We start from the raw sequence: 26,010 nt of genomic DNA, 5'->3' as shown, positions 1-26,010 counted from the left end.
GAAGAGATTAAGGAAATATTGTACGCTTTGATGGGATTGATTAGTGAGTTCCGGTTCGACCGGAAATGATACGAGTGTTGTGTGTGAAGGTAGCCGGTGGGCTGCCTCTTTTTTTGAATAGGACGCCAGACATCAGAAGAGTGATTTCAGACATTTATCCCATATCCATCCTATATCGGTTGTATATCGACTTCCGCAAGGTAAAATGAAGTGTATTTTGGGGCTTCTTATGCGGAAGCAAAATAGAAAGGACCGACGGCTGAGATGTTCGTTTTTGGGATGGTTTTTCACAATTTACAATAGGATAATCAGCAGGGGCTAGGAGGAATGATTCAATAATAATGCTACCGGTAAAATTAAGGCAGAACGAAGGGCTTTTGCAAAAATCGAGAGATATTGTCTGGGACGATTAGTTTACAAAATACCCTAAGGCCCGGATATGTCAGCCGAGCCTTAGGGTATATCCCGAAGAGCAAGTTATGAGGCCATTTATGGCATTATAGCACGAATTGGTCTATATTACGCCTCCAAGCAACGGATCGGTCATGCTTGTCTTACCGTTTTCTACATGGCCGGCAAAGCGTTGCTCAAACTCAGGGTAACCTTCCACCTTTAGACTGTAATCATACCAACCGGAACTGGAGGACAAATTCAAAAATATTTCCTTTGATTTGTCTTTGAGCCTGAATGTTTCATTTGCTCTTTTGTACGAATTATCCACAAGTTGAATGTCTAATTTTTTGCTTCCCGGTTTTTGAATCGCGATTTGTAATTGGCCGGAATGACCTAAGTGGCTGACCTGGACATGTATTTCGGGAGAATGGCTGAACTTTCCTTTGAATTCGCGGTAAAACCCGTTGGGACCATGTCCTTTGAAATAGTAATCATCTGAATGTTGCGGGATGGAATAACCCAGCTCTTTACCTTCGGTGACGGCAAAGTTGTAACAAGCCTGTCCCTGGTTGTTTTTCAGTGCCAGCAAATCGTAAAGTTGAAAGGGAGCTGTAATTGTTTTGGTTTTGGCTAATCCGGGTTGGCAACCAAATGTGAACGCCAAGGCTTTTTCATCCGGTTGAATTTTGGTATCCAACGATAAATTGTAGGGAATGGCACAAGCTGGTTTAGTGCCGGATTCTTGCTTGGGGAAATATTGCCCGAGCTTGTTGTTCGATTGGAGATTACGAATGGTTTGGTCATCCAGTGCTTTGAAATCACCCGGTAGTTTTTTGTTTTTAGCCGAGTAAATTCGTTCGATATATTTGTTGCGATCAACCAATAAATCCTGCGATGCCGGTGAATCATCAGCTTTTCGGAACACCGATGTTAAATCGCCGCAAACAGCTCTTCGCCAGGTGCCAATATTTTCTTCTATGACTTTTTTACCGGTTTTCGTTTCGATAAAATGTTCCAAAAATTGCAGCGAAGAGGTATGGTCAAAAACTTCGCTGTTGACAAAACCACCTTTTGACCAGGGCGAAGCAATCACCATTGGCACCCGGAAACCCAGCCCCAGGTTGTCTTTCCCGTCTACGAATTCCTCGTCTGTCGGGATTTGAGTAGTTGCTCCATCGTTGGCGCTGCCCTGACGCGGCGCAGCAAATGGTGGCATATGGTCAAAATAGCCGTCGTTTTCATCATAGGTCAATACGAAGATGGTTTTCTTCCACACCTCAGGATTTTTGGTTAGAATGTCCAGGGCTTCGGACACATACCAGGCCCCAAACCAAGGCGAGCCCGGATGGTCAGAAAAAGCACAGGGGGCCACCAACCAGGAAACCATTGGCAGCGTGCCTTCGTTCACATCTTTTCGGAATTGGTGAAGAACATCGCCTTTGGGAACACCCACTTTCTGTCCATCGAATTCAAGCGATTCCAACTGACGGTAGTGAGGATCGTTCATATTCGTGATAAACGCTTTACGGTGAATGGCCTTTTCTTGCTCGCTGAGTTTTTCGAAATTCGCTTCGCTGTATGTTTCCAGATCATTTTTTAGTCGCTCAATGGTCGCCCGGTTTTTTTCCAACTCATCACCTTTCAGTTTCCCTGATTGCTCCAACTGCGTCAGCCGCTCCAGTTCCGACTGCATAAATTTTCGGTGGAGGGGATGAAAACGAACGTGGTATTGCTTGGTGAACTCCAGATCATTATCGGTGAAATTGGCCAACCAGTAGTCTTCATCGTCTGAAAGTCCGGATGGAATACTCAACTCATTTTGGTAAACGCCCCATGAAATGCCAGCTTCTTCCAGTCGTTCCGGGTAGGTTTTCCAACTCACATCTTTAAAATCGATTTGTCCGTTATTCACATGAGCCGTCGCGTCCGGGTTGTGTGGTTCCTCGCGAACGGTACCAGCCCAGAAATAACAGCGATTGGGGCTTGTTCCCGTTAAGGTCGAACAGAAACTCTGGTCGCAAACCGTGAAAGCATCTGCCAATGCATAATAAAAAGGGATATCTTCCCGGTCGTAGTGCCCCATGGTTAATGGTAATTTTTGATAATCGGGATTTCCCGATTTTTTTGCATCCAGCCATTTGTTCATTTTGCCATGATTGCGGGCTTCCACCATATCATTCCAACCGTGAGGCAACGAACCCATCCAGGTGGCTTTGGTGTTTTTAATATCTAAACGAAACGGTGCGAAGGTCTGTCCTTTGGAATTCCGCTGAAACCAAACAGGCAAGCCGGTGGGGAGATCAATTGCCCGGGGATCGTTGAACCCTCGAACACCTTTCAACCGGCCATAGCAATGGTCAAATGAACGGTTTTCCTGCATTAAAAATACGATGTGTTCCGCATCCAGATACGACGTTCCGGGGTCAGCGTTGATTGCCATCGCCCGAAGTATCGAGCCGGGCATTGTACTCGCTAAAGCCGTAGAGCCGGCCAACAGAGATGCTTTCTTCAAAAAGGACCTTCTTGTTTCCATGGTTTATTTAGAATCAATTAAAAATTACTGGGGCTAAATGTAGGAAGGAGCAGGTTCTGTTGTTGTTAGTTTATTATTAAACTATGAAAAGCTTCGGTTAACAATCAGTTACAATCATAATTCGATTTTGTATAACCCGATGAACAACATAGCGTGGCAGGGGCGGCTGCCATTCTATGCAAGGCCCGGATTTTTCCTGATTTTCTTTAGAAATGCGGCTCTTAATTATTTGATTTCTAATCCGCTGATGCGGGGGTGTTGTTTGGTGGCTACAGCGATGGGGTTCCACCTCTTCCCATTCCGAACAGAGAAGTTAAGCCCGTCAGCGCCGATGGTACCGCAGAGATGTGGGAGAGTAGGTCGCCGCTTATTTTACGTTGAAGGCCGGTTCCTTTATTGGAGCCGGTTTTTTTTCAGATAAGGGAGCAGATGCCAGGATAAGACAAACAGGTCCGATGACCGGAATATAACTTCTTGTACAACTCTCTTGAGAGATTGATTAATGAGTCCCGGGATACCCCGGGAGTAGATTGGAGTAATTGTGTGTGAAGGTAGCCATTGGGCCGCCTTTTTTGTTGAAACAATATGATCTGAGAGGTTTATCCAATTGTTTGATTTTCAAATAACCGCATAATAAATTACTCTAATACCCGTTTTTACTGTGATAATCCGTTTTACGACAGTAAACTTTGTTCAGGTATAAAATGCCCCGGGAGGAATCCCGAAATGATGAAAATCTGTCTTACATCTTCCGATTATAACAGGTGTGAAACAGAAAATTATTTTTATTCATTGTGTTCGTTATGCACAAAACTGATATGCGGTTATGCCTTTAAGGATAAATACATATAAGCCATATTTTATCCGGCGTTTTCTGACGGCGTTTCTCATATTTTTTGCTATTTCCTTAGGTATTTTGTTTGTCGGAAGTACCGTCTGGAAAAAGCAGGAGATAATCGCGATCAAATTAAATCAACAACGGAAAGTCTTCACCGAAAAGCATTTGTTGGAACACGAGCTGGATGAAGCTGTTCTTGATATGCAAATTATGTCCAGCAGTCAGTTCTTCAGAAGGAATTTCTTTGGTCAGTTCAGATTAAAAACTGATCAAAATCTGTTTTTGGGGCTGGTTCAATTGTTGATGGATAAAAAACGAAGTTATGACCAGGTGCGCTATCTCGATATCCATGGAAAGGAAATTTTCCGGGTTAACAGGAATAATGGAGAAGTTACAGTTATACCGAGGAAGAATCTGCAAGATAAAAGTGATCGGTACTATTTTAAAGATGCTATCAAGCTGAAGAAGGGTTACATTTATATATCGCCTTTCGATTTAAATGTTGAAAATCAAAAAATCGAAAAACCCTTTCGTCCGGTTGTACGGATCTGTATACCTGTTTACAACGAGGCGAATGAAAAAGTAGGCGTTGATGTACTAAATTATGACGGTAGCTTGCTCTTGAAAGATCTAAATGAACAATCATCGATTGGGATAGGGGAAAACTATTTGATCAATCATGACGGATATTTTCTAATGGCTCCGGATACTTCCATGGAATGGGGATTTTTGTTCAAAGAGAAAAAGGATTTGACAATCAAAAAGCTATTCCCTAACGAGTATCAACGCATATTACAGACGGAAGATGGACAATTTAGATCCAGACGTGGATTGTTTACGGTTTGTACTGCATATCCGTTAAAGGAAATAGGTGATAAAGAATTTACTTCTTACTATCCGAAGGATTATTCCTGGAAGGTAATTTCGTTTGTGCCCAGGAAAATGTTGAGCTATGGCGCTTTGTTACCAGTGAAGACAATTTGCTATCTCTATTTGCTCTCTTTGATCATTTGGTTGACTGCAGCCTATATTTATGCGAATGTAACCTACCGCAAATTTCAGTTACATCATCAATTAGTTGAATCGGAAAAAAAGCTGCAAAAGGCCGTGGAAACCAAAGATCGCTTCTTTTCCATTATATCGCATGATCTGAAGAATGTTTCAGGTGCCATGAGTCAGTATCTCGATTATATGAATGAAAATCAGGACTCCTTCTCTAAAGAGGAACGCTCCATGCATATGAAGGAAGTAACTATTGCTTCAAATAAGCACAATAAACTGCTTCATGAAATACTCGACTGGTCGCGTTTGCAGCAAGGGAAAATCGACTTTCATCCGGTTTCTGTTTCCGTGAAAGAGTTATTTGATGAACAAATAGCTCTGGTCGATTTGGCACTAAAGAATAAAGAGCTTCAGGTAGAGATGAAATCAGAGCCTGATTTAGTCGTTTTTGCAGATAAAGGAATGCTGAACACCATATTCCGGAACCTGATAGATAATGCCATTAAATTTTCGTACCGGAATAACCGAATTGAACTGTTAGCAAAAGCGAACAACGATACGGTTGAGTTGACTGTCCGCGATTTTGGTATGGGTATGACAAAATCGGATGCACAAAAAGTATTTGACCTAACCTCCCGGGTTCAACAGCGGGGAACTGAAAAAGAAAGTGGTACTGGTTTTGGATTGAAACTGGTAGGGGAGTTGGTCCATAAAAACGGTGGGCAAATAAAAGTTGTAAGCGAACAAGGCAAAGGCTCCGCATTTGTTGTTACGCTACCGGCAGGTTAATCATCCCAACTTTGACAGATAAAAAAGTGCGCCACCCGAAGGTAACGCACTTCTTCATAATAACTATGCTTAATGTCCTTAGTGTCCGGTTATTTGTTCGGACGGCACATCGGTTCAATGTTCCAGCCTTCCACCCGGAAACCTGATTTGTCAAGTTTCTGAACAGGTGTGCTAACCGTTACCGTTCTTGACTCTCCGGGCTTCAGTGTGAAATAACTTGACGACCACAAGCTGGGCAATACTTCCTCGCCGCGATTCATCAGCATCGGACGGACGAAGAAGGCCAGTTTAGCTGACGGATTGGTCAATTCGACTGTCCATTTTGTATGCGAACCTTCTTTGTTTTTATTAACGACCTTCAACTCAACCTGCGCTTTATCCATCGCGTTCATCGAGGTAAAATCGTCATTGGCCGAGAGCCAGTATGAATTGTGTGAAATCACTTTTCCACTTTCATCCTTCAATCGTAAAATAACGAACGAAACACCATCGGCTTTATCCAATACTTTTGACAGTGAGTAAACTTTTTTGACGGACGCTGCATCCATACTAACCTTCTTGGATTCGCTGCTGATAAGTTTCGAATGAACATTATACACATCGGCTTCAGCAACCAGATTCTTTTCCGGGCTGTAGGAACGATTTACTACAGTCACAGAGGCATTATCCTGGTCGTACTGTACATGGACAGGCTCGACGGCATTTTGCATGAAATAGTAGCCTGCATTGGGCATCAAATACCAGTCGTACACCTGCCAGATAACACTCGGCAGGGCTGCATTCAGTTTCCAGAGCATCACACCGCCATTGTCGCTCAGTTTGCTTCCGGCTGCTTCGAAAATCCCCTGGTAACCCATGGCATTCATCAGCTGCATTTTTTCCGAAAATCCTTTCATCGATTTCGGTTCGCCGAAACGTTTCACCATGTCCTTGTAGTAGAGGTCATATTTCCCGTTACCGGAAGCCGCATCGTGGTACCCCCAGGTATTATTCAATGGGAACGGAAGTGTTTTATCCCAAACCAGGTCAGGTATAATCTTCGGAAGAATATTGTACGGAGGTTGCGACGGGATACCGGTTTCGTCTTTAAAAACCCAGTCTTTGGCGTTGTTGGCCAGCTTGTAATATTGTTTCGGACTCTGCCATGCATACGGTCCGCCGCTGTATACACCCGATTGCTTGTTATCGGGCCATGAAGCTTTCCAGTCAGCCGGCAGTTTGGCAAAGCCGGAAGAACTCGGAATGAAGGGGCGTGTTCCGTCGAGTTTGATAATACTGTCGCGCATGGCGTAATAAAGCTCTTTGCGCGCATGACCTTCGTTTCCACCGGTCCACAACAGCAAGCTCGGATGATTACGGATACGAAGAATGGTGCTAGTCATGTTTTTGATGAACACATTTCCTTCCAGTGGCCAGTCGGGCGAGCCTTTGAATTCACCCTGCGTATCGCCGGTTACCCAGAAATCGGACCAAACCAGCAAACCATAACGGTCGGCGGCGTTGAAAAACTGGTCAGGAGGCGTAATACCACCGCCCCAGATGCGCACCAGGTTGATGTTGGCATTTTGGCAAAGCCGAAGTTCGTTGTCATAGCGCAGGGAATCGCGGTTCACCATCATATCTGGGACCCAGGCTCCACCCACCAGGTTGACACGTTTTCCGTTCACATAGAAGTCGCGACGCAGGAATTTGCCTTTCACTTCGGTTGCTTTTGAGCTCACCGTGCGAATTCCGAAAACAAAGGTAGTATCGTCGGAAACCGTATTCCCGGCAAGGTATTGCAAACGGATACGGTAGAGGTTGGGCGCACCGTGACCATTGGGCCACCACAAATGCGGATTAGTGATATGCAGGCTTTTTTCGTTTTCCGGATTGAGCTCCACTTTCGTGGAAGAATTTGCATTTAGTGCAATCTCTTTTGAAAATTCGATGGACGAACCACTGAAACTTTCTGGCGTGATGGTAACATTCAGCTTTCCTTTTTCATTGGAACTGCCGTGGTTGGACAGGTGCAGTTTCAACGAAATATCGGCCACGGTTGTGTCCGGAAGGGCGGGCAATGTCGTCACCAAATGCGGACGACTAATGGTTACTGTTCCGGAAGTCCTCAAATAAACCGGCTGCCAGATTCCCATATTCCGGTCGCGTGTCGGAGGCATCCAGTCCCAGCCTACCGAGCAGAGCATCGTCACATTTTTACCGATATCGCCGGTAGGACCACCATTGGCAAAGAACGGACCCATGGCTTTTAGCTGCTCGGGCGCCGGTGTGCCCGGGAAATCGAGTGGATAAATTTTCACCGCCAGGTAATTTTCAGCACCCGCTTTAATCTCTTTGCTGACATCGAGACTGTATTCGGCAAACATCCCCACCATGTCGGTTGAGTCGGCAACCTGTTTTCCGTTTACCCAAACCGCAGCCCGGTAGTTAATTCCTTTAAAAATCAGTTGGAAATGACGGCCATTATCATTGGAGGGTACGTTGAAAGACGTACGGTACCAGTAAGGCTTTTTCCAGGGATTGGGATTGTTTGGAAGAAAGCTGTACTGTTCCAGATTATACTCCTTGTTGAAACTGTCGGAAGCGTCAGGAATATACATGTTATTCATTCCCTGATACGGATCGGGATAAACATTGTTGGCTACCAGCCCGGTAAGTACGGTTGATGGTACTTTCACTGGAAACCAGTAGACATTTTCCTGGTAAGAAGAAGTGGATAATGTTTCGCCGGAAGCGTTGATTACGGCCGACGACTGCAGTTGAAAATTGGTGATTTGTTTTTGCTTTACTGCACCGTTTTGCGCCTGAAGAGCCGGTGCTGCAAAGAGAAACAAAATCAGGAACAGAAATTGTGTTGCCTCTCTTTTCATGTTTGGTTTTAATTCGTGAATATTATTGGATATATATAGCAATTCACTGTCAAATCAGTCAAAAGTAGTGAAATAGCGTATTTTTTACAATTAGCATACAGTTTTATGTGAATGAATGAATAGGGAAAAAGACAAAGAGCGAGTGAAAAATAAGGGCATAAAAAAAGCGCCCTTCTGAAGGGCGCTTTGCTTTTTTTGATGATGCAAAAATTTATTTATTCACCGTGTAGGTGTAATTGTTTTCATCTCCAACGCTTAATACAACCTGGTATTGACCTGGTTTTGCTGCGTCGAAATTGAAGATGCGACCGAGGCTTACGTCTTTACCAAGGTCTTCCTGGTGGACCAGGTTGTTGTCGTTGTCGTAAAGATAAACTTCAACGTCGTCCTTGCTCAGGTTCAGGTAGGACAGTTTGAGCATGTTGTTTTTAAACCTGAAAGTAGGAGCAATGTCTTTGTTATTTGCAAGCTGGTCATTCATATTGGCATGGCCATCAACTACGTTGAAAGACTGAACCAATGTTTTATTACCAGAGCGAACGCGCAGATTGTAGTTACCATCTTCCAGTTTCGAGAAATCGAATGCCTTGAAATACTGGCTTCCCGACACATTGCTTTTGGTATAATAAACTACATTTCCTAGGTCATTTTCAATTGTGATACTCATTGGTTCCGTTCCGGGATTGATGACCGAAACGATGGACAGATCCGAATTATCTTTTGTATACACTGAAGTCTTACCACTTGCCAATGCTTGGCCAATTGTAATAACCAGGAAGAACGCGCTCAAACTTGCTACCATTAAATTCTTGCTCATCATTGTTTTAAAGTTTGTTGTCTTCATAGCTTCTAATATTAAGAGGTTTTACACTGCAAATATAAACATGTTATACAGCATATGTTGTAAAACATATATTACTGCTGTTTTAACTCTGCGTGATCGGAAACGGGAAAAGCGAATGAATATGATCTTAAATTGAAGAGCTTTTAGTATTTGGTCTTGTAACTGTCATATATACAGTCTTGTGTGTGTGAAGTTTATATGATCTCGCGATGAGCTGTTTCATTAATCTGAGCTTAGTTGACTGAATTTTTTTCTTCAAAAACTCAACTTTGATAAAATTTTTAGTAATTCCTTTCGTGAAAAACCCTCTATTTCCATTTATTTTGGATTTCATTGAACAACCGATTTTCCATTTCCAGAAATCATATTGAATGAATATTCGGATTCTACAACTGATAGAAGGTGCGCAACAAGCCGATGGGCTGGTTGTGGTCATCGATGTGTTCCGGGCGTTTTCAACCGCTTGCTATGCCATGGAACGTGGAGCCTCGCGGATTGTCCCGGTAGGAAACATTAAAGAAGCATTTCGCTTAGCGGAAGAAATTCCCGACTCAATAATAATGGGTGAGCAAAACGAGCGAAAAGTGCCGGGATTTGATTTCGGAAATTCGCCCACACATATTTTAGAAGCAGATTTGTCAGGGAAAACCGTCATTCACAGAAGTAGTTCCGGTACCCAGGGAATCGTCAATGCCGTTCACGCTGATGAAATTATCACCGGTAGTTTTGTGAATGCTGCCGCCATTGCCGAATACATTCGATACCGTTCGCCGGAAACAGTAAGTTTGGTTTGTATGGGCTATGCCGGAGAACGTCCGTCGCAGGAAGATACTTTTCTGGCCGAATATATCCGGGACTTGCTAACAGGAAAGCCAACGCATTTTGCCGAAATGGTAGAAGAACTCCGTAAAGGAGATGGAGCCCGGTTGCTTGATCCGGCCAATAGTGAGTGGTCGCCGGCCACCGATTTCGATTTGTGCCTTTCGCTTGATCGCTTCGATTTTATTTTACGATTGGAGGAAGAGAATGGCATCCGCTATCTGAACCGGATTGATTCCTGTACGTTTGAAAGGAAGAAATAACCGTAAACCACAATCATATGCCCTATAATTTTGACGAAGTAATTGACCGAAAAGGTACCAATTGTATCAAATACGACCGGTTGGAACAATTTTGCGGTAATCCCGACGCGTTGCCAATGTGGGTAGCCGATACCGATTTCCGGGTACCCGATTTTATTATGGACGCCATTCGTGAGCGGGCCGACCATGAAGTGCTGGCTTATTCCTTCCGGCCGGAAAGTTATCACCAATCCATCATCGACTGGATGAAGAAACGGCACGATTGGGACATCAAGCGGGAGTGGATCTCATTCAGTCCGGGTGTGGTACCGGCTGTTACCATGTTAATTATGGCGCTGACCAACGAGGACGATAAAGTAATTGTGCAGCCGCCGGTTTATTTTCCTTTTTTCACTTGCGTGAAAGGCTCAGGCCGAGAGTTGGTGGAAAATCCGCTGAAGCTCGAGAACGGACGTTACTATTTCGATTTCGAGGACCTGAAAGCCAAGATTGATGATAAAACGAAGATGCTGTTGCTATCCAGTCCGCATAACCCGGGTGGAATGGTCTGGACAAAAGAAGAACTGACTGAACTGGGACGTATTTGCAAGGAGAAGGGTGTAATCATTGTTTCCGATGAAATACATTCCGACCTGGTTTATCCGGGACACAAGCATGTTCCGTTGCCTTCGATATCTGAAGAACTGGCCGAAATCACGGTAGTTTGCATGGCGCCAAACAAGACATTTAATATTGCCGGATTATCTTCTGCGTTTCTGGTTATTCCGCAAAAGAAAATGCGGGTACGTTACGAACGTTTGCTGAATGTGCTGCATGTGCACGGAGGCAATATTTTTGGTACGGTTGCCACCGAAGCGGCTTACACGCATGGTGAAGAATGGCTGGACGAACTGTTGGAATATCTTCAGGGTAACCTGAAATATTTGAATGAATTCATGGCCGATCGTTTACCAAAAATCAAAGTGATGCAGCCTGAATCGACATTCCTGGTCTGGCTCGACTTTCGCGACTATGGTTTAAGCGAAAAAGAGATGAAAGATGTGTTGGTGAATAAAGCCGGTGTGGCCATGAATGTAGGAAGTACGTTTGGAAGTGGCGGCGAGGGCTATTTCCGCATGAATATTGGCTGTCCGCGTTCTACGTTACAGGAAGGGCTGGAACGAATTGAAAAAGCGTTACGTGTATTGTAATTGAGTAAATGATGTCGGGGATTTAACTAATCCTCGACATTACCTGATCAGCCAACTCAGTTAAATCCTTTTTGTTCGTTTCTTCCACTTCGAGTTTTGCCAGGCATTTCAAGGCTTCCTCATGATAATGGCGCATGATTTTCTGGGCTTCGTCGCTTACCGCTGCATCATTATATAATTGTGTAACAGCTTCAATTTTCTCTTCCGGAAGGAAAGTCTCTTTGGTAATCCAGTTTTGCAGCTGTTCCTTTTTCTCACCCTGCAATTTCTCCTGTGCTTTGAGTAACAGGAATGTTTTTTTGTTGCTGAGGATATCGCCGCCAATTTTCTTACCGAAAACGTTGGGATCGCCATACACATCGAGCCAGTCGTCCTGCAATTGAAAAGCCAGCCCAATATTGATACCGAAATCGTACAACAGATTGGCCTGTTGTTCCGGCGCATTGCCAATAACAGCGCCCAGTTTTAGTGCTCCGGCAATTAAGACGGCTGTTTTTAGCCGAATCATTTCGATGTATTCATCCACCGTTACATCCATTCGGCTTTCAAAATCCATGTCGTACTGCTGTCCTTCACAAACCTCGAGTGCCGTTCGGGAGAAAAGCTTTAGCAATTCAGGTAATTTTTCCGCAGGTGAATTGGCCAGGTATTCATTGGCGAGAATCATCATGGCATCGCCACTGAGAATAGCGGTGTTGGGATTGAATTTCAGGTGAACGGTTGGCTTACCCCGGCGAACCGAAGCATTGTCCATCAAATCGTCGTGTAGCAGGGTAAAATTGTGGAACACTTCGATGGCGATAGCGGCCGGCAGGGCTTCTTCTATATTTTCTGAAAAAAGATTGGCTCCCGTCAAAACGAGAACCGGTCTGAGCCTTTTCCCGCCCATATCGAGGGTGTACGAAACCGGCTTATACAAACCTTTCGGTGAAGCATTATCAATTTTTTTTCGCTCCTTTTTCAGTTCGCGAAGAAAGAGGTCAAAGAGTTCCTGCTGGCTTTTCATTCATCGATAGTTTTATCCTTTTCATCGGTTTCGGAGAGCAGATTCCCATTTTTATCTCTGCCCTCGATTCGAAGTTCATCCTGTTCGATATCTTCTTCTTCATCGAAAATTTCGAGGAAAGGTTCTTCGAAATACCGGGTAGTGGCACGGCGTTGTAATGCAAGAAGTAAAGCGGGCAAAAGTATCAGGTTCGAAATCAGGGCCACAAGCAATGTTAATGATACGAGAATACCTAAGGCTACAGTCCCGCCAAAACTCGATAGACTGAAGATACCGAATCCGAAGAAAAGTACAAAGGAGGTATAGATCATACTGAAGCCGGTTTCCCGCAAAGCGAGTACCACTGACTTGCCAATATTCCAATTAGTGAGCCTCAGTTCCTGCCGGTATTTAGCAAGAAAATGAATGGTATTATCGACCGAAATTCCGAACGCGATGGAGAAAACCAGAATGGTAGAAGCCTTAATCGGAATTCCGGTAAAGCCCATGATTCCTGCTGTAAACAGAAGCGGAATCACATTCGGAACGAGTGACAGGAAGACCATCCGCCGCGAGTTGAACATCAACGCCATAAAGGTAGCAATTAGCAAGATTGCCAGTCCAAGACTCTGGAACAGACTCTTCACCAGGTACTGGGTTCCTTTTACAAATACTACCGATGCACCGGTAACGGATACGTGGTATTTATCGGGTGGAAATATTTTCGCAGCTTCTTTTCGGATACGGCTTAATAAATCGTCCATTCGGGTCGTTCCTACATCCTTCATCCGGAAACTGATTCGCGTTTCCTGCTTGGTACTATCGACAAAAGATTTCAGGTCGCCAATTTTTCCTTCTGATTTTCCAACGTAGGAGAAAATAAACGACTGCTCGCGATAACTCGGCAGCGAATAATATTTTTCCTTTCCGTTATAAAAGGCCTGTTTGGCAAACTTCAGCACATTTACCAACGAAAGTGAAGGGGATAAATCTTTGTATTGCGACAAAGCCGTGCTGAATTCATCAATCTTCTTAAGATTGGAAGTACGCAAAACTCCGTTGGGACGCTCCGTATCAATGCTGATTTCCAGTGGCATCAATCCATCAAAATTCTTTTCGAAGAACTTAAGGTCAAGGTAGATGGGATCGTCTTTCGGTAAATCATCCACCATGTAACCGGTACTTTTAATCCGGGTAATTCCAACAATACTTAGCAGAAGAATGACGATGAACGCAATATAGATGCCTTGCCTGTGGTTTTGTGTAACGTACACAAATTTGTCGATAATCTTTCCGATGAAATTATTATCGAGGTGACGCATATCCTTGTCGGCTGGCGGCTCGAGGAAGGTGAAAGCTGTGGGAATAATAATGAGCGAAGTCATGAAAACCGCCATAATGTTCACCGAGGCAATCAACCCAAATTCGCGCAAAATGGAACTGCTGGTCACTAAGAAAGTTGCAAAACCCGAAGCAGTAGTCAGGTTGGTCAGGAACGTAGCGTTCCCGATTTTCATGATGGTACGCTGAAGGGCTTTGACTTTATTTCCGTGTCCTTTGTATTCGTTATGATATTTGTTGACGAGGAAAATACAATTGGGAACCCCAATGACAATTAGTAATGGTGGGATCATCCCGGTCAACAGGGTGATTTTGTAACCAAGTATGGCCATCAGCCCTAATGTCCAGATAACCCCGATTAATACCACCGTTACCGGAAGAATAACGGCCTTAAATGATCGGAAGAATGAGAACAGGATGATAATAACCACCGCCAGTGCAGCCAGAATAAACATCAGAAACTCGCGCTTAATCTTTTGCGAGGTGACTACCCGGATATAAGGCATTCCTGAATAATGAACTTTCACTCCTGTGTCTGCTTCAAACTGATTACCTACTTCTTGGATCTGATTGACCATTTTTTCCCGTTTTGGCGTTGCCATCAAGGCTTTGCTTACGGTAATGGCCATCATGTAGGTGTGTGTTTTTTCGTTGTAAAGTTGCCCTTTGTAGAATGGCAGAGTATGTAGTTTTTCAACCAGTGTATCGAGTTGTTCCTGCGATTGTGCCCGTGATGGGAAAATGCTGTCGAACTTAAATTTATGCGCCTTCCGGTCCTTATAAATATCGTAAGCATTGGCGACCGACAGCATACCTTCCACACCGTCGATTTTTTTCAGTTCGGCAGCCATCTCATCCCATCGGTTGAAATGGTCGATGTTGAAGAAATTGGAATCCTGCACGCCGATAACAATCACATCGGAACCGGCCCCAAATTTTTTGATGAAATCCTGATTTTCCTGGTAAACCGTGTCTTTTTTAGGTAACAGCGAGGCATATTCGTACGAAAGCTGAACATGAGGTGCCATGAATCCCATGTAAATGGTAATTCCCAGCAAAATAACCGAGAGGGCAATCCGGTAAGATAAAATGAAGCGTGCTATTCTTCTCCACATAGTAGTAAAATGAAATCCCCGCGAAATTAGTGTTTAATTGACTGAATTGAAAAGATTATGACATTTTACTTGTTATGCTGCTGAGAGCGTTAGCCTAAATGCCATAGTTTTACATGATAAGAAATTGAACCGGTCGATTTTGAAGAAAATGATGGTGGTGAGAATATTTCTTACCCATTGAATAAAATTTATGTCATTCGCTTTTCAGTTTTGTATCAAAAACATTTAAATTCGGCACAGCCTAACCCCCTATACCAGAATAATGGACTACGGATTTGTTGAATTTCTGAGGCTTTTGGGCTCGCTGGCTGTATTCCTTTTTGGGATGAAGCTGATGAGTGAATCGCTGCAAAAGGTGGCGGGCAATAAAATGCGCGCTATTCTGGCATCGATGACAGCCAACCGTATGCGCGGTGTTTTCACCGGCATTCTTATTACCACCCTTATCCAATCCTCATCGGCAACCATCGTGATGGTGGTTAGTTTTGTGAATGCCGGACTGCTTTCACTGCTCGAATCCATCAGTGTGGTGATGGGAGCGAATATCGGTACAACCGTAACGGCCTGGATCATCTCCCTTTTTGGATTCAAGTTCAACATCACACAAATTGCCTTGCCGATGGTCGGTTTAGCCTTACCGGTATTATTCTCCCGCGTGCGTTCCCGGAAATCGTGGGGTGAGTTGGTGATGGGCTTTGGCTTGCTTTTTATCGGACTCGAATTTCTGAAAATGTCTGTCCCCGATGTCAGCAGTAATCCGGAAGTTCTTGGTTGGTTATCGCAGTATGCCCATATGGGCTACGTGGGATACATTCTGTTCATGCTCATCGGTACCTTGTTAACCATTCTCATTCAGTCTTCCAGTGCAACCATGGCGTTAACGCTGGTGATGTGCAACAGCGGCTGGATTAATTTCGATATGGCAGCCGCCATGGTGTTAGGTGAAAACCTGGGAACAACCATTACAGCCAACGTGGCGGCATTGGTGGCTAATACCAACGCACGAAGGGCTGCACGCGCTCACCTGATTTTTAATCTTGTGGGGGTGGTTTGGATGATTATTGTGTTCCCATTTTTCCTTAAGGGAGTCGCTTTTCTGATGAAAGAGATGGGAGGGGGAAATCCGTTTGAAACGAGCAATGCGATTCCGGTGGCGTTGGCATTGTTTCATACATTATTTAATGTGCTGAATATGGCATTGCTCATCGGGTTTGTTAGAACGCTTGCCCGGATTGTTACGCGGCTCGTCCCGGAACGAAAAGCGGAGGCGGAAAGCACTTTTACCTTACAGCACATAAAAATCGGACTCTTGTCAACACCGGAAGCGTCGCTTTACCTGGCGCGTGAAGAGATTTCGCTGTTTGGGCAGCGGGTTTCGAATATGTTTAAGGATGTTCAGGAGCTGTTGACCGAAATTCCTGATAAGAAATTCGACCAACGGTTTGAGAAGCTTGAGACCGAGGAAAAAGTGTGCGACCGTATCGAAATTGAAATAGCCAACTACTTGACTAAAGTGGGGGAAACAAGGTTAAGTGTCCGAAATTCGCGGGTGCTTTCGTCTATGTTTAAGTTGATCGATAACATCGAAAGTATTGGCGATTCGTGTTACAATATTGCCCGGGCATTTAATCGGGCGCACCAACAGGAAATTACTTTTTCAGGGAAACCGATGGAAAACCTCGAAATTCTGTTCAGCCTGGTAGCCGATACCATTCAAATTATGGAACTCAACCTGAAAACAGAAGATCGGGTGGATGCTTCGGTGGCCCGGAAAAAGGAGGAAGAGATTAATGTCTTCCGGGATATTCTGAAAACAGAACATTTGGAGAATCTGGAAAAAGGAATGTACAATTACCAGAAGGGCAGTATTTACAACGATATTTTCAACGAGTGCGAACGGTTGGCGGATTATGCCATTAATGTTTCCGAATCGCTTGAATCGGTGAGTGCCAACCTCTGAAAAATAAAAATCCCCGTGAAATCAGAAATCAACCTAATTCACGGGGAGTAATTTTTTTTTTGCGAAAGCAACTGCTATCTGTCTTTCGGTTTGGCTTCCGGTTGAACCGGAGCAGCCTGAGGTTTCGGAGCAGAGCCTGAACCGCTTCCCATAGAACATTTACCGGTAAACTGAGCTCCCGGCTCAACGGATAATTTGCCCATGGTCAGATCGCCATTGATAACGGCGGTGTTTTTCAACGTCATTAGTTCAGAAGCAAAGATTTCCCCTTCAAGAGTCCCCATAATGTCGGCTAACCGGCAACGGACTGTTCCTTTTACCTTGGCTTCGGGACCGAGTACTACGCGTCCTTTGCATTCCAGGTTCCCCTCCAGTGCACCGTCGATTCGAATATCACCATCCGATTTGATATCCCCTTTAATCATGGTATCTTTTGCAATCGTGTTCAGTGCTTTCACTTCGTTTTGGATGATGGGTTTTGCCATTTTCTTCGGTTTTAACGTAAACAACTTGTCTTGACTTTAGCCGATGAAGATAATAAAAGCCAACAAGTTTTGAAACTGTTGGTCAATAGTATTCTTCCAAAATGGTAAACGGAAGGTATTTACTTATCAATAAATTAAGTAGGGAAGGGGACTTCGGAAGAGAATAAAAACGGGCTAAAATAGAAAGGCCTTCCTGAGCACAGGAAAGCCTTTCTAAAGCCATGAAAAAACCAAATAGACAGAAAGAAAACTCTTTCTGCTATGGAAATCAAACAGTAATTTCTTTTTCAATAACGAGTTTACCCCTGTAGTGGCCGCACTCATTACATACGGTGTGATACTTTACAGTAGCACCGCAGTTTGAACAAGTTGCCATGGTAGCAGGAGTTGCTTTATAATGCGTTCTGCGCTTATCCCTTCTCGTTTTCGACGTTCTGTGTTTTGGATGTGCCATTTTAAATCAACTTTACTTAGTTACCAATAATCTTTTTCAAATCATTCCATCTCGGATCAATAGGTTCATCGTCGTCACCGGGATGATCGTATTCATCAAGCTTATCCAACATTTCCGGGTCGCACGTGCTTTCGCCGTTTTCATCGTCCGGATGAACATGTCGCGCCGGTAAGCTCAGAACAATAAATTCATATATCAAATGACCTACCTCTACCTGATGATCAGTTGGGTGGAGATACATCACTTCGTCATCATCTACCTGCGGTTCTTCGCTGAACTTCACGTAGAGTTTAAAATCGTTATCCAACGGCTGGTCGTAATAGTCCAGGCATCGGTCACAAATTAACTGAACGCTTCCAGTCAATTTAAAGCCAAGTGATAAGTAGGTTGTCCGTTTTTCGAGCTCTACCTCGATGTTCACTTCACCTCTTTCAATCTCCGACTCTTCAAACTCCCTGAAAAAGCGTTCGCCAGCTTCGAACTGGAACTGATGTTTTCCCTCCTTCAGTCCGGAGAAAGGAATGATATAGTTTTTCAGGTATTTCACAACCTTCCTTTTTTAGCTTTGCAAAAGTATAAATTTTTAATATACAACAGAAAAAAACCTGAGAATTTTGAAATTCTTAATATTAAACGGGTTGAGTGATTTTCTCCGTCAGGTTTTCCTCAGAGTGCAGGACGATGCGGAATGTGGTACCCTTGTTTATTTCCGAGTGTTTGACAGAAATATGTCCGTTGTGGTAATTCTCGATAATTCGTTTAGCCAGAGATAATCCCAGCCCCCAGCCTCTCTTCTTCGTGGTGTAACCCGGACGGAACACTTCTCTGAAACTGCTTTTTGGAATTCCCTTTCCGGAGTCGCTTACGTCGATGTAAAGTTCCTCCGGGGCCACATACAGCGAAACGTTGATTTCACCTTTTCCTTCGATGGCATCGATGGCATTTTTACAGAGGTTTTCGATAACCCAGGAGAAAAGGGAAACATTTAGCGGGATCATGATTTCCTGGAAAGGATTGAAATTGGATGTAAAGAGAATTCGCTTCGGGCTTCTTTTTTCAAGGTATTCGATGGCATTTGCCAGAACCGAAACCACATTGGTTTCGGTGAGTTCGGGTGTTGAACCAATTTTCGAAAAGCGTTCGGTAATGCGGTTGAGCCGCTCGGTATCCTTGGCAATTTCTGTAACAATCGACTCATCCACATTTTGCATTCGCAGTAGTTCTACCCAGGCCATGAGTGAGGAGATAGGCGTTCCCAACTGGTGAGCGGTTTCTTTCGCCATTCCTACCCAAACACGGTTTTGTTCCGAAACACGGGAAGCACTAAATGCGACGTATGCAACCAGGATAAACAGTGTCAAAATCAGAAGCTGAACCAACGGGTAGTACCTGAGTTTATTCAATAAATTGGAGTTGCTGTAATAAACAAGATTTTTCTTATCCGGTGAAATGGGAATAACAATGGGCGGATACAGTTTCTTCATGTTCACAAGTATCTGCCGGAGTTTTTCTTGCTTGCCCGGACCGTCAGCAATTTCCAGGTTGCGATCGTATAGAATGCTGTCATTCTGGTCAGTAACAATAATGGGAACCGTTTGATTGTTTTCTACGACATCGAAAGTAAAGGCCAGTTCTTCTCCGGTAGTATTACGCGATTCCGCCAGACGGTGTGTTGCCTGTGCCCACAGCTCTACTTTCCGGTGTTCCTCCTGCTTTAATTTATCGACAAGTGTTTTGGTATAGATAAACGTGCCTATGCTGATAAGAAAAGCAAAAGTCAGTAATATTCCTTTAAAATTCCGGTTGCTGAAAAATTGAAACAAGGCGTTAGTTTTACAATGTGTTCCGAAGATAGAAATTTCCTGAAAAGAATCGGTTTTTCAACCGAAAAGAAAATCCGGGAATAGCATCGTGAGTGATATGGTAAAAGGAATTATCCTTATATCATGTCGCGGATTTCCCAGCAAATGCCGTCACTGTCGAAACCACATTCGCGATAGAGTTCTTCAGGTGTACCTTGATCGATGAACCGATCAGGGATTCCGAGCCTTTTAAACTTGCCAGAATAACCTTTTTCCATCAGATATTCCATTACGGCACTGCCGAATCCTCCGTTAATTACCCCATCTTCAACCGTAATTACTTTGTCGAATTTGGCCAATACTGAGTCCAGTATTTCGGTGTCGAGAGGTTTCACAAAACGCATGTCGTAATGCTGCACGGAAATATTTTCGTTGTTAAGTGTCTCGGTGGCTTCCTTGACAAAATTACCCGGATGTCCGATACTCAGCACGGCAACGTCGGTACCTTGTGCAATTTCTTTTCCCTTTCCTACCGGGATTTCGCTAAAAGGAACGTCCCACTCTACATGAACACCTTTTCCTCGCGGGTAACGGATTGAGAAAGGCCCCATATCTGGAAGCTGTGCTGTATACATCAGGTTCCGCAAATCAATTTCGTCCATTGGAGCAGAAACGGTGAGGTTCGGAATATTTCGGAGGAAAGCCAAATCGAACACTCCGTGGTGGGTAGCACCGTCGGCACCAACCAGGCCGGCTCGATCGAGGCATAGAACCACATTCAGGTTCTGCAACGCTACATCATGAATAATTTGATCATACGAGCGCTGCATGAACGAAGAGTAAATATTGCAGAACGGAACAAGGTTGTTGGCTGCCAAGCCAGCCGCAAAGGTAACGGCGTGTTGTTCAGCAATGCCTACATCAAACGTGCGTTCCGGCATTTTCTGCATCATCAGATTTAACGAACAGCCCGTAGGCATCGCCGGTGTGATGGCAGCAATTTTTTCATTCTTTTCGGCCAGTTCTACAATGGTCTTCCCAAAAACATCTTGGTATTTGGGTGCCGATGGTTTTAGGGGCATATCCACGAATACTTCCCCTGTTCGGATATCAAATTTACCGGGAGCTGCATGCCATTTGGTGGCGTTTTCTTCGGCCGGAGCAAAACCTTTTCCTTTTTTGGTAATGACGTGCAGAAGTTTGGGCCCCTCGATGTTACGCAGATCGCTTAGGATTTTGACCATTGCATTAACATCGTGTCCATCCACCGGTCCAAAATAACGGAATCCGAAAGACTCAAAAAGGTTACTGTTCCGCAACAAAACCGATTTCAGTGCATGCTGGTGTTGCTGCAATACCTGGCGGGCTTTGGGACCTACTTTGTTTAGTTTTCCCAGAATTTTCCAGACATCACTCTTCAACCGGTTATAGGCCGGTGAAGTCTGCATCTGAACGAGGTAATTATTCAGGCCGCCAACGGCAGGATCGATGGCCATGTTGTTATCGTTCAAAATAACCAGAATATCCGAGTTGCTGGTTGCTGCGTTGTTCAGACCTTCAAAAGCCATTCCGCCGGTCATGGCACCATCACCAATAATGGCCACTACTTTTCGGTCGGTTTCGCCTTTGATTTTCGCAGCCAGCATCAAACCCAGAGCTGCGGATATGGAAGTGGATGAATGGCCCACGCCAAAAGCATCGAATTCACTTTCAGCAATTTTCGGGAAACCGCTGATACCTCCTATTCTACGGTTCGTGTGGAATTTCTTTCTTCTTCCCGTTAGGATTTTATGGCCATAAGCCTGATGCCCTACGTCCCAAACAAGTTGGTCATAAGGCGTTTGATAAACGTAATGAAGAGCTACAGTCAACTCAATCACACCGAGGCTGGCTCCAAAATGTCCGGGATTGGATGAAACTTCCCGGATAATATAATTACGCAGCTCTGTGCAAACATCAGGAAGTTCTTTTTCGCTGAGTTTACGCAGATCTCTGGGATATTCAATTTTGTCCAGAAGCTGAGTTTGCGCTTCCGCCATGAACTGAGACACTATCGTTATATGATTTTCCAATGGAACAAAGTTACAAATTTATCCCTACACGGGGTGCACGAAGGAAGTGCACTACTTGTTTGTGAAGTGCATGGTCTTTCATTATTTTTACTTCGACGATTTGATAATACAAATATATGACAAGGATAGATATGAGAAACTTTCGTGTTATGCTGCTGGGCACATTGTTGATGATTTTCATGTTGCCTTCATGCGTCTCAACCAGTGAGTTTAACCGGGTAAAAGGCAAATTGGATGAATGTGAAGACAGTCAGCTGCTGTTAAAGCAGAAGCTTCAGGATATGGAAGCCAAAGCAAATGAGGCTGGCGCAAAGGCCGAACAGATGGAAGCTGAGATGAAAAAGATGAAAGCCGAAAAAAGTTCCATGGAAGACGAGCGGGACAACCTCGCCCGGGAAGTAAAGCGGCTGAAAGCTACCAATGCAGATTTAGAGAAGCAGATTTCAGCGGTGAAATCGGGGAGCAGCGAGGAAATTTCGCGGTTGTTGACTAACCTGGAATCGGCACAAGCTGATTTGGATGCACGTGAAAAGAAACTGGCGGAGAAAAATCAGCGGTTGCAACAGCTCGAAAACTTACTGGCAAGGAAAGACAAAGCGGTAAAGGATTTGAAGCAGAAAATGCTGAATGCTTTGACCGGCTATAAAAATCTGGGCATTAACGTAACTGAGAAAAACGGCCAGGTGTATGTCTCGATGGCCGAGAAGTTGTTATTTCAGTCAGGGAAATATGCTGTTGGTCAACAGGGACGGCAAGCGCTGAAAAAGATTGCACAGGTTCTGGCGGCTAATCCGGACATCAATGTGCTGGTGGAAGGACACACCGACGATGTTCCGTTGCGGGGAACCGGAGCTATAAAAGATAACTGGGACCTGAGTGTGATGCGGGCTACGGCAGTTACCAAGATTTTGCTGCAGGATGCCAACATCAATCCAAAGAGGATAACCGCGGCAGGACGAAGTAAATACTTACCGGTTGATCCGCGCAAAACACCGGAAGCTCGTCAGAAAAACCGGCGAACGGAAATTATCCTGACACCTGATTTGACAGAACTGTATAAGCTGTTGTCGAATTAATAAAAGACGATAAAAAGTCCCGGCGAAAACCGGGACTTTTTGTGAACTTATAAAGGTTCATTAATCCTTTCACGTTTCCGGTAGCGGACTAAATTCGGGTAGCCCAATTCTTTGAGCATGGTTTTGGCATCGTTGAAATAGCGGCCAATTTGTTCCGCTTTATGCGAATCGGAGCCCAGCGTAACCGGAATATCCGCGTTAAATAATTCTGTTAGAAACTCCTTCCCGGGAAAGAATTCGCCGCAAGGACGATCGATCCCACTGGTGTTTACTTCGAAGGCTACTCCAGCGTCAGCAAAAATTTCAGCCGTTGTCCGAAAAAGCCCGTTCTGAGCACTTTCGGGCCAAACCTGGAATTTTTTGATCAGATCAGGATGCGCCATGGTATCGAACAATCCAGAGGAAGCCGCTTTTTGTAATTCAGCGAAATACCACTGATAGAGGTAATCGTTGCTGAATTCCGTGTATCGTTTATGGGCTGAATCCGAGTCATAGTTCCAGTCATCCAAAAAATGCACGGAACCAATCACATAGTCAAACGAGTATTGCTTTAAAACCTGTGCGATTTCGTCTTCCTTGTCGGGAAAATAATCCACTTCGATACCAAAAAGAATGCGAATTTTTCCGTCATATTTTTTCTGAACCGCATCAATCTCTGATACCATTTTGGGAATTCCGTCAGCTTCCATCGCCCATGAATTTGGCCCTTTAATACAGAAATGATCGGAAAATCCAATTTCGTTGAAACCTTTTTTAATGGCTTCTTCCACCATTTCCTCATGGCTGTTTTTGCCGTCTGACAAGCGAGTGTGCATATGATAGTCGAAGCGGATCGGCATCACGTTAAGATTAAGTTATTCTTTCCAGATGGATTTGAGTTCGCGCACTTCAAGCGAGTCCACCATAATTTCGCCACCCCGCGTCCAAAGTTCCATATCGTCAGCTTTTTCTGCAGGCGTAAAATTGTCGGTGATAACTTTTTCGCCGTTATTGGCAAAAATCTCAATCGATGCCCGATCGACCAAAATATCCAGCTTAATTTTATTATTAACCGGAGCCAACGGCATTTGGGAGCCAATAGAAGTCAGTACCTGTCTTTTTACGTCGTAACTGATTTCTGTTCCGGCGTCTTTTCTTGATTTTCGGACCGTAATTCCGAACATATTGGAGGATTTGACATCAAACACACCAGTGATGCGGAAGCATTCACTGTGAATTCCCTTGAGAAGATTATTATTCTTCAGACCGGGGATAATATTCTTATCGGTTTTATCCATTTTCTTCCCGTAAAGAGAAGAGATGCTTCCAACCGGAGTTCTAACAATGCGAGGTCCATCAGGAGTCGATTTCAACGAAAGTTCTGTGGGGAAGGACATTTGACCGGTGAACGGCATACCGGGATATTTACTTTCTCTCATCCAGGCAATTTGAATTCGTTTGCCATCCGGTGCGTTAGACCAGGTTTGGGTTGCATAAAAATTCTGTCCGTAATCGAGTACTTTCTTCCCGGATTTAGGTGTAAAGTGTTTTCCATCAAAATCACCCAACATATAGGAACCATCGCCTCCCAGAAGTGCCCATTTCATTTTGGTGCTGTCTCCATCGAGTGGAAGTGAGAAAAGGTCGGGACATTCGTAGTAACCGGTTACATGACTTTCGAAAGTCCAGTGCACCAGGTCTGTGGAATTGTAAATGGAGATTCCTTCTTTTGCTTTATCGCCGCCAGGCATGCGATAGAGAACCAATACCCAATGATTTCCCGGTTTGTACCAGAATACTTTCGGGTCACGGGTCTCTTCTCCGGGTGCTTCGGGAATAATGGGATTGCCTGCATATTTTTTCCAGGTACGTCCTTTGTCATTGCTGTAGGCTAACCGCTGACCGCATCCCCGGCTAGTGTAGAATGCCAGCAAGGTTTTGTAGTTGCCTTCCTGCAGTCCGGTTATATTGTTTTTATCGACAATGGCTGACCCCGACCATGCGGTGCATTTCACCTTGTCCGTCGAATTATTGTCGGGGTAAATGGCAATGGGAAGATTTTTCCAATGAACTAAATCAGTGCTGACCGCATGCCCCCAATGCATATATCCCCACTCGTTGCCATTGGGATTGTATTGGTAAAACAGATGATATTCACCATCGTAGTAAACCAATCCGTCAGGATCATTCATCCAGTTTTTTTCAGGAGAGAAATGAAACTGTGGGCGGTACAATTCGTCGTAAGTTTTTACCGGTTTCCCGGCAGTGAGCAACAAGATACCGGTAACTAATGCACACATGCTAATGAACTTTGTCATTTGTATCAAATTAGGAGTGGAAATGCTTCCGGAAAATTTCCGGTTTTGACAAATATACATGTTCCGGCATTTTCTTGTACAAAAAAGAAGTAGTAAATCGATACCGTTAGAGCATAAGTGTAATTTAAGCTCCGTTACAATTTTGACCGGAATATTACGTTTTTATACAAAACAAATGAGGTAATAGACAGGCGGTGAAGATTATGTAACTCAACCTTTGCAGTGTCATTTTGTTTATAAAAACGAAGAACCACATTTGCCATGAACGATATTCAGACATATCCTATTTTTCCGTTGAATGTATTTGCATTCCCTGGAGAGGAGTTCGGCCTTCACATTTTTGAGGAGCGGTATAAACATTTGGTGAACGATGTAATGGAATCACATCAGATGTTTGGGATGCCCTATGTGCTAAATGGCGAAACACAGGATCGAGGTTGTTTATTACATATTGAAGAGGTAAAGAACCGGAAAAGCAACGGGGAGATGGATATTGTGGTGAAAGTTGTTGAGCTGGTGAATTTCCTGACGCGTAGCAGTTCTCCCTCGAAGTTATATATGGAAGGAAATGTGGAACTGCTGCATTTTAAAAACACAAAGCCCGGTCCAAGATTGGTATTATTATTTCACCGTTTTATGCTGATGCGCGAAGAAGGAGAGGAGCCACAACCTATCGTTGATGAAGATATTTTCGAGTTGGCAGCCCGGTTGAAAATACCGGCCAATCAAAAGTTCAGCTTCATCGATGATCAATTACCCGAGCATTTCGAGCGTAACCTGACCAACTTTTTAACACTACAAATTCAAATTGAGGCCATGACACAGGAAATGGGTTCAAGATTTGTATTAAATTAGAAGCCTGATTTTAATTAATTAACTAAC

At 44.1% G+C, this 26,010-nt stretch carries 18 protein-coding genes and 1 rRNA gene; 7 read left to right on the top strand and 12 right to left on the bottom strand.

The window, feature by feature from the left end:
- Positions 1 to 514: 514 nt before the first annotated feature.
- Positions 515 to 2,926 carry a phosphocholine-specific phospholipase C gene (locus T426_RS0114895; RefSeq protein WP_025865564.1) on the bottom strand — a complete coding sequence of 804 codons (2,412 nt, stop codon included), beginning with the start codon at positions 2,924 to 2,926 and terminating at the stop codon, positions 515 to 517.
- A 261-nt stretch (positions 2,927 to 3,187) separates the two neighbouring features.
- On the opposite strand from T426_RS0114895, the gene rrf reads away from it, so the two are divergent.
- Together rrf and T426_RS25230 are read left to right on the top strand one after the other, a co-directional pair.
- Positions 3,188 to 3,298: ribosomal RNA gene (gene rrf, locus T426_RS0114890) — 5S ribosomal RNA — on the top strand.
- Positions 3,299 to 3,752: 454 nt separating this feature from the next.
- The gene (locus T426_RS25230; RefSeq protein ID WP_025865563.1) at positions 3,753 to 5,555 is read left to right on the top strand and encodes a sensor histidine kinase; all 1,803 of its coding nucleotides are present in this window, start codon (positions 3,753 to 3,755) and stop codon (positions 5,553 to 5,555) included.
- Between the two features lie 89 nt (positions 5,556 to 5,644).
- Here the strand turns inward: T426_RS25230 and T426_RS0114880 are convergent, their stop codons facing one another.
- Positions 5,645 to 8,425: a glycoside hydrolase family 2 protein gene (locus T426_RS0114880; protein ID WP_025865562.1), complete on the bottom strand. Its 2,781-nt coding sequence runs from the start codon at positions 8,423 to 8,425 to the stop codon at positions 5,645 to 5,647.
- Positions 8,426 to 8,636: 211 nt separating this feature from the next.
- Positions 8,637 to 9,269: a hypothetical protein gene (locus T426_RS0114875; RefSeq protein WP_025865561.1), complete on the bottom strand. Its 633-nt coding sequence runs from the start codon at positions 9,267 to 9,269 to the stop codon at positions 8,637 to 8,639.
- Positions 9,270 to 9,640: 371 nt separating this feature from the next.
- Between T426_RS0114875 and T426_RS0114865 the strand changes: the two genes are divergently transcribed.
- Together T426_RS0114865 and T426_RS0114860 are read left to right on the top strand one after the other, a co-directional pair.
- Positions 9,641 to 10,351, top strand: a complete 711-nt coding sequence (locus T426_RS0114865; RefSeq protein WP_025865559.1) for a 2-phosphosulfolactate phosphatase — start codon at positions 9,641 to 9,643, stop codon at positions 10,349 to 10,351.
- Between the two features lie 17 nt (positions 10,352 to 10,368).
- Positions 10,369 to 11,541, top strand: coding sequence for a MalY/PatB family protein (locus tag T426_RS0114860; RefSeq protein WP_027585907.1), 1,173 nt, complete (start codon positions 10,369 to 10,371; stop codon positions 11,539 to 11,541).
- A 22-nt stretch (positions 11,542 to 11,563) separates the two neighbouring features.
- Here the strand turns inward: T426_RS0114860 and T426_RS0114855 are convergent, their stop codons facing one another.
- A complete protein-coding gene (locus tag T426_RS0114855; RefSeq protein WP_027585906.1) occupies positions 11,564 to 12,547 on the bottom strand; it encodes a polyprenyl synthetase family protein in 984 nt (327 codons plus the stop codon).
- Entirely contained in the window at positions 12,544 to 14,982 is a 2,439-nt protein-coding gene (locus T426_RS23865; protein WP_036985459.1) for an efflux RND transporter permease subunit, read from the bottom strand. The genes T426_RS0114855 and T426_RS23865 overlap by 4 nt, the downstream gene beginning before the upstream one ends.
- A gap of 262 nt (positions 14,983 to 15,244) precedes the next feature.
- Between T426_RS23865 and T426_RS0114845 the strand changes: the two genes are divergently transcribed.
- Entirely contained in the window at positions 15,245 to 16,942 is a 1,698-nt protein-coding gene (locus T426_RS0114845; protein WP_025865558.1) for a Na/Pi cotransporter family protein, read from the top strand.
- A 74-nt stretch (positions 16,943 to 17,016) separates the two neighbouring features.
- Here T426_RS0114845 and T426_RS23860 read toward each other — a convergent pair whose 3' ends face one another.
- The 5 genes from T426_RS23860 to dxs all read right to left on the bottom strand — a co-directional run bounded on the left by T426_RS23860 (position 17,017) and on the right by dxs (position 21,755).
- Positions 17,017 to 17,427: a bactofilin family protein gene (locus T426_RS23860; RefSeq protein WP_051539131.1), complete on the bottom strand. Its 411-nt coding sequence runs from the start codon at positions 17,425 to 17,427 to the stop codon at positions 17,017 to 17,019.
- 268 nt (positions 17,428 to 17,695) lie between these two features.
- Positions 17,696 to 17,881: a 50S ribosomal protein L32 gene (gene rpmF, locus T426_RS25580; RefSeq protein ID WP_081782514.1), complete on the bottom strand. Its 186-nt coding sequence runs from the start codon at positions 17,879 to 17,881 to the stop codon at positions 17,696 to 17,698.
- 16 nt (positions 17,882 to 17,897) lie between these two features.
- Positions 17,898 to 18,428, bottom strand: coding sequence for a YceD family protein (locus T426_RS0114835; RefSeq protein ID WP_025865556.1), 531 nt, complete (start codon positions 18,426 to 18,428; stop codon positions 17,898 to 17,900).
- An 82-nt stretch (positions 18,429 to 18,510) separates the two neighbouring features.
- Positions 18,511 to 19,704, bottom strand: coding sequence for a sensor histidine kinase (locus tag T426_RS23855; protein ID WP_025865555.1), 1,194 nt, complete (start codon positions 19,702 to 19,704; stop codon positions 18,511 to 18,513).
- A gap of 116 nt (positions 19,705 to 19,820) precedes the next feature.
- On the bottom strand, positions 19,821 to 21,755 hold the full coding sequence (gene dxs, locus T426_RS0114825; protein WP_244957735.1) for a 1-deoxy-D-xylulose-5-phosphate synthase: 1,935 nt from the start codon (positions 21,753 to 21,755) through the stop codon (positions 19,821 to 19,823).
- 131 nt (positions 21,756 to 21,886) lie between these two features.
- Here dxs and T426_RS23850 point away from each other — a divergent pair, with 131 nt between their 5' ends.
- Entirely contained in the window at positions 21,887 to 22,831 is a 945-nt protein-coding gene (locus tag T426_RS23850) for an OmpA family protein (RefSeq protein WP_025865554.1), read from the top strand.
- A gap of 47 nt (positions 22,832 to 22,878) precedes the next feature.
- Here the strand turns inward: T426_RS23850 and T426_RS0114815 are convergent, their stop codons facing one another.
- Both T426_RS0114815 and T426_RS23845 read right to left on the bottom strand, forming a co-directional pair.
- On the bottom strand, positions 22,879 to 23,670 hold the full coding sequence (locus tag T426_RS0114815; RefSeq protein ID WP_025865553.1) for a histidinol-phosphatase HisJ family protein: 792 nt from the start codon (positions 23,668 to 23,670) through the stop codon (positions 22,879 to 22,881).
- 15 nt (positions 23,671 to 23,685) lie between these two features.
- Positions 23,686 to 25,128, bottom strand: coding sequence for a glycoside hydrolase family 32 protein (locus T426_RS23845; RefSeq protein ID WP_025865552.1), 1,443 nt, complete (start codon positions 25,126 to 25,128; stop codon positions 23,686 to 23,688).
- A gap of 261 nt (positions 25,129 to 25,389) precedes the next feature.
- On the opposite strand from T426_RS23845, the gene T426_RS25225 reads away from it, so the two are divergent.
- Positions 25,390 to 25,983, top strand: a complete 594-nt coding sequence (locus T426_RS25225) for an LON peptidase substrate-binding domain-containing protein (RefSeq protein ID WP_025865551.1) — start codon at positions 25,390 to 25,392, stop codon at positions 25,981 to 25,983.
- Positions 25,984 to 26,010 lie beyond the last annotated feature (27 nt).

This window comes from Prolixibacter bellariivorans ATCC BAA-1284 (assembly GCF_000621705.1).
Lineage (GTDB): Bacteria > Bacteroidota > Bacteroidia > Bacteroidales > Prolixibacteraceae > Prolixibacter > Prolixibacter bellariivorans.
The sequence above is the reverse complement of the archived record's forward strand: the minus strand, read 5'-3'. Positions and strand labels throughout refer to the sequence as shown.

Excerpts from the sequence above, each read along its gene's own strand:
- T426_RS0114880 (WP_025865562.1), bottom strand. The coding sequence starts at position 8,425 with ATGAAAAGAGAGGCAACACAATTTCTGTTCCTGATTTTGTTTCTCTTT.
- T426_RS0114895 (WP_025865564.1), bottom strand. The coding sequence starts at position 2,926 with ATGGAAACAAGAAGGTCCTTTTTGAAGAAAGCATCTCTGTTGGCCGGC.
- T426_RS0114875 (WP_025865561.1), bottom strand. The coding sequence starts at position 9,269 with ATGAAGACAACAAACTTTAAAACAATGATGAGCAAGAATTTAATGGTA.
- T426_RS25225 (WP_025865551.1), top strand. The coding sequence starts at position 25,390 with ATGAACGATATTCAGACATATCCTATTTTTCCGTTGAATGTATTTGCA.
- T426_RS23845 (WP_025865552.1), bottom strand. The coding sequence starts at position 25,128 with ATGACAAAGTTCATTAGCATGTGTGCATTAGTTACCGGTATCTTGTTG.
- T426_RS0114845 (WP_025865558.1), top strand. The coding sequence starts at position 15,245 with ATGGACTACGGATTTGTTGAATTTCTGAGGCTTTTGGGCTCGCTGGCT.
- T426_RS0114860 (WP_027585907.1), top strand. The coding sequence starts at position 10,369 with ATGCCCTATAATTTTGACGAAGTAATTGACCGAAAAGGTACCAATTGT.
- T426_RS23860 (WP_051539131.1), bottom strand. The coding sequence starts at position 17,427 with ATGGCAAAACCCATCATCCAAAACGAAGTGAAAGCACTGAACACGATT.
- rpmF (WP_081782514.1), bottom strand. The coding sequence starts at position 17,881 with ATGGCACATCCAAAACACAGAACGTCGAAAACGAGAAGGGATAAGCGC.
- T426_RS23865 (WP_036985459.1), bottom strand. The coding sequence starts at position 14,982 with ATGTGGAGAAGAATAGCACGCTTCATTTTATCTTACCGGATTGCCCTC.
- T426_RS25230 (WP_025865563.1), top strand. The coding sequence starts at position 3,753 with ATGCCTTTAAGGATAAATACATATAAGCCATATTTTATCCGGCGTTTT.
- T426_RS23850 (WP_025865554.1), top strand. The coding sequence starts at position 21,887 with ATGAGAAACTTTCGTGTTATGCTGCTGGGCACATTGTTGATGATTTTC.
- T426_RS0114855 (WP_027585906.1), bottom strand. The coding sequence starts at position 12,547 with ATGAAAAGCCAGCAGGAACTCTTTGACCTCTTTCTTCGCGAACTGAAA.
- T426_RS0114865 (WP_025865559.1), top strand. The coding sequence starts at position 9,641 with ATGAATATTCGGATTCTACAACTGATAGAAGGTGCGCAACAAGCCGAT.
- T426_RS0114815 (WP_025865553.1), bottom strand. The coding sequence starts at position 23,670 with ATGCCGATCCGCTTCGACTATCATATGCACACTCGCTTGTCAGACGGC.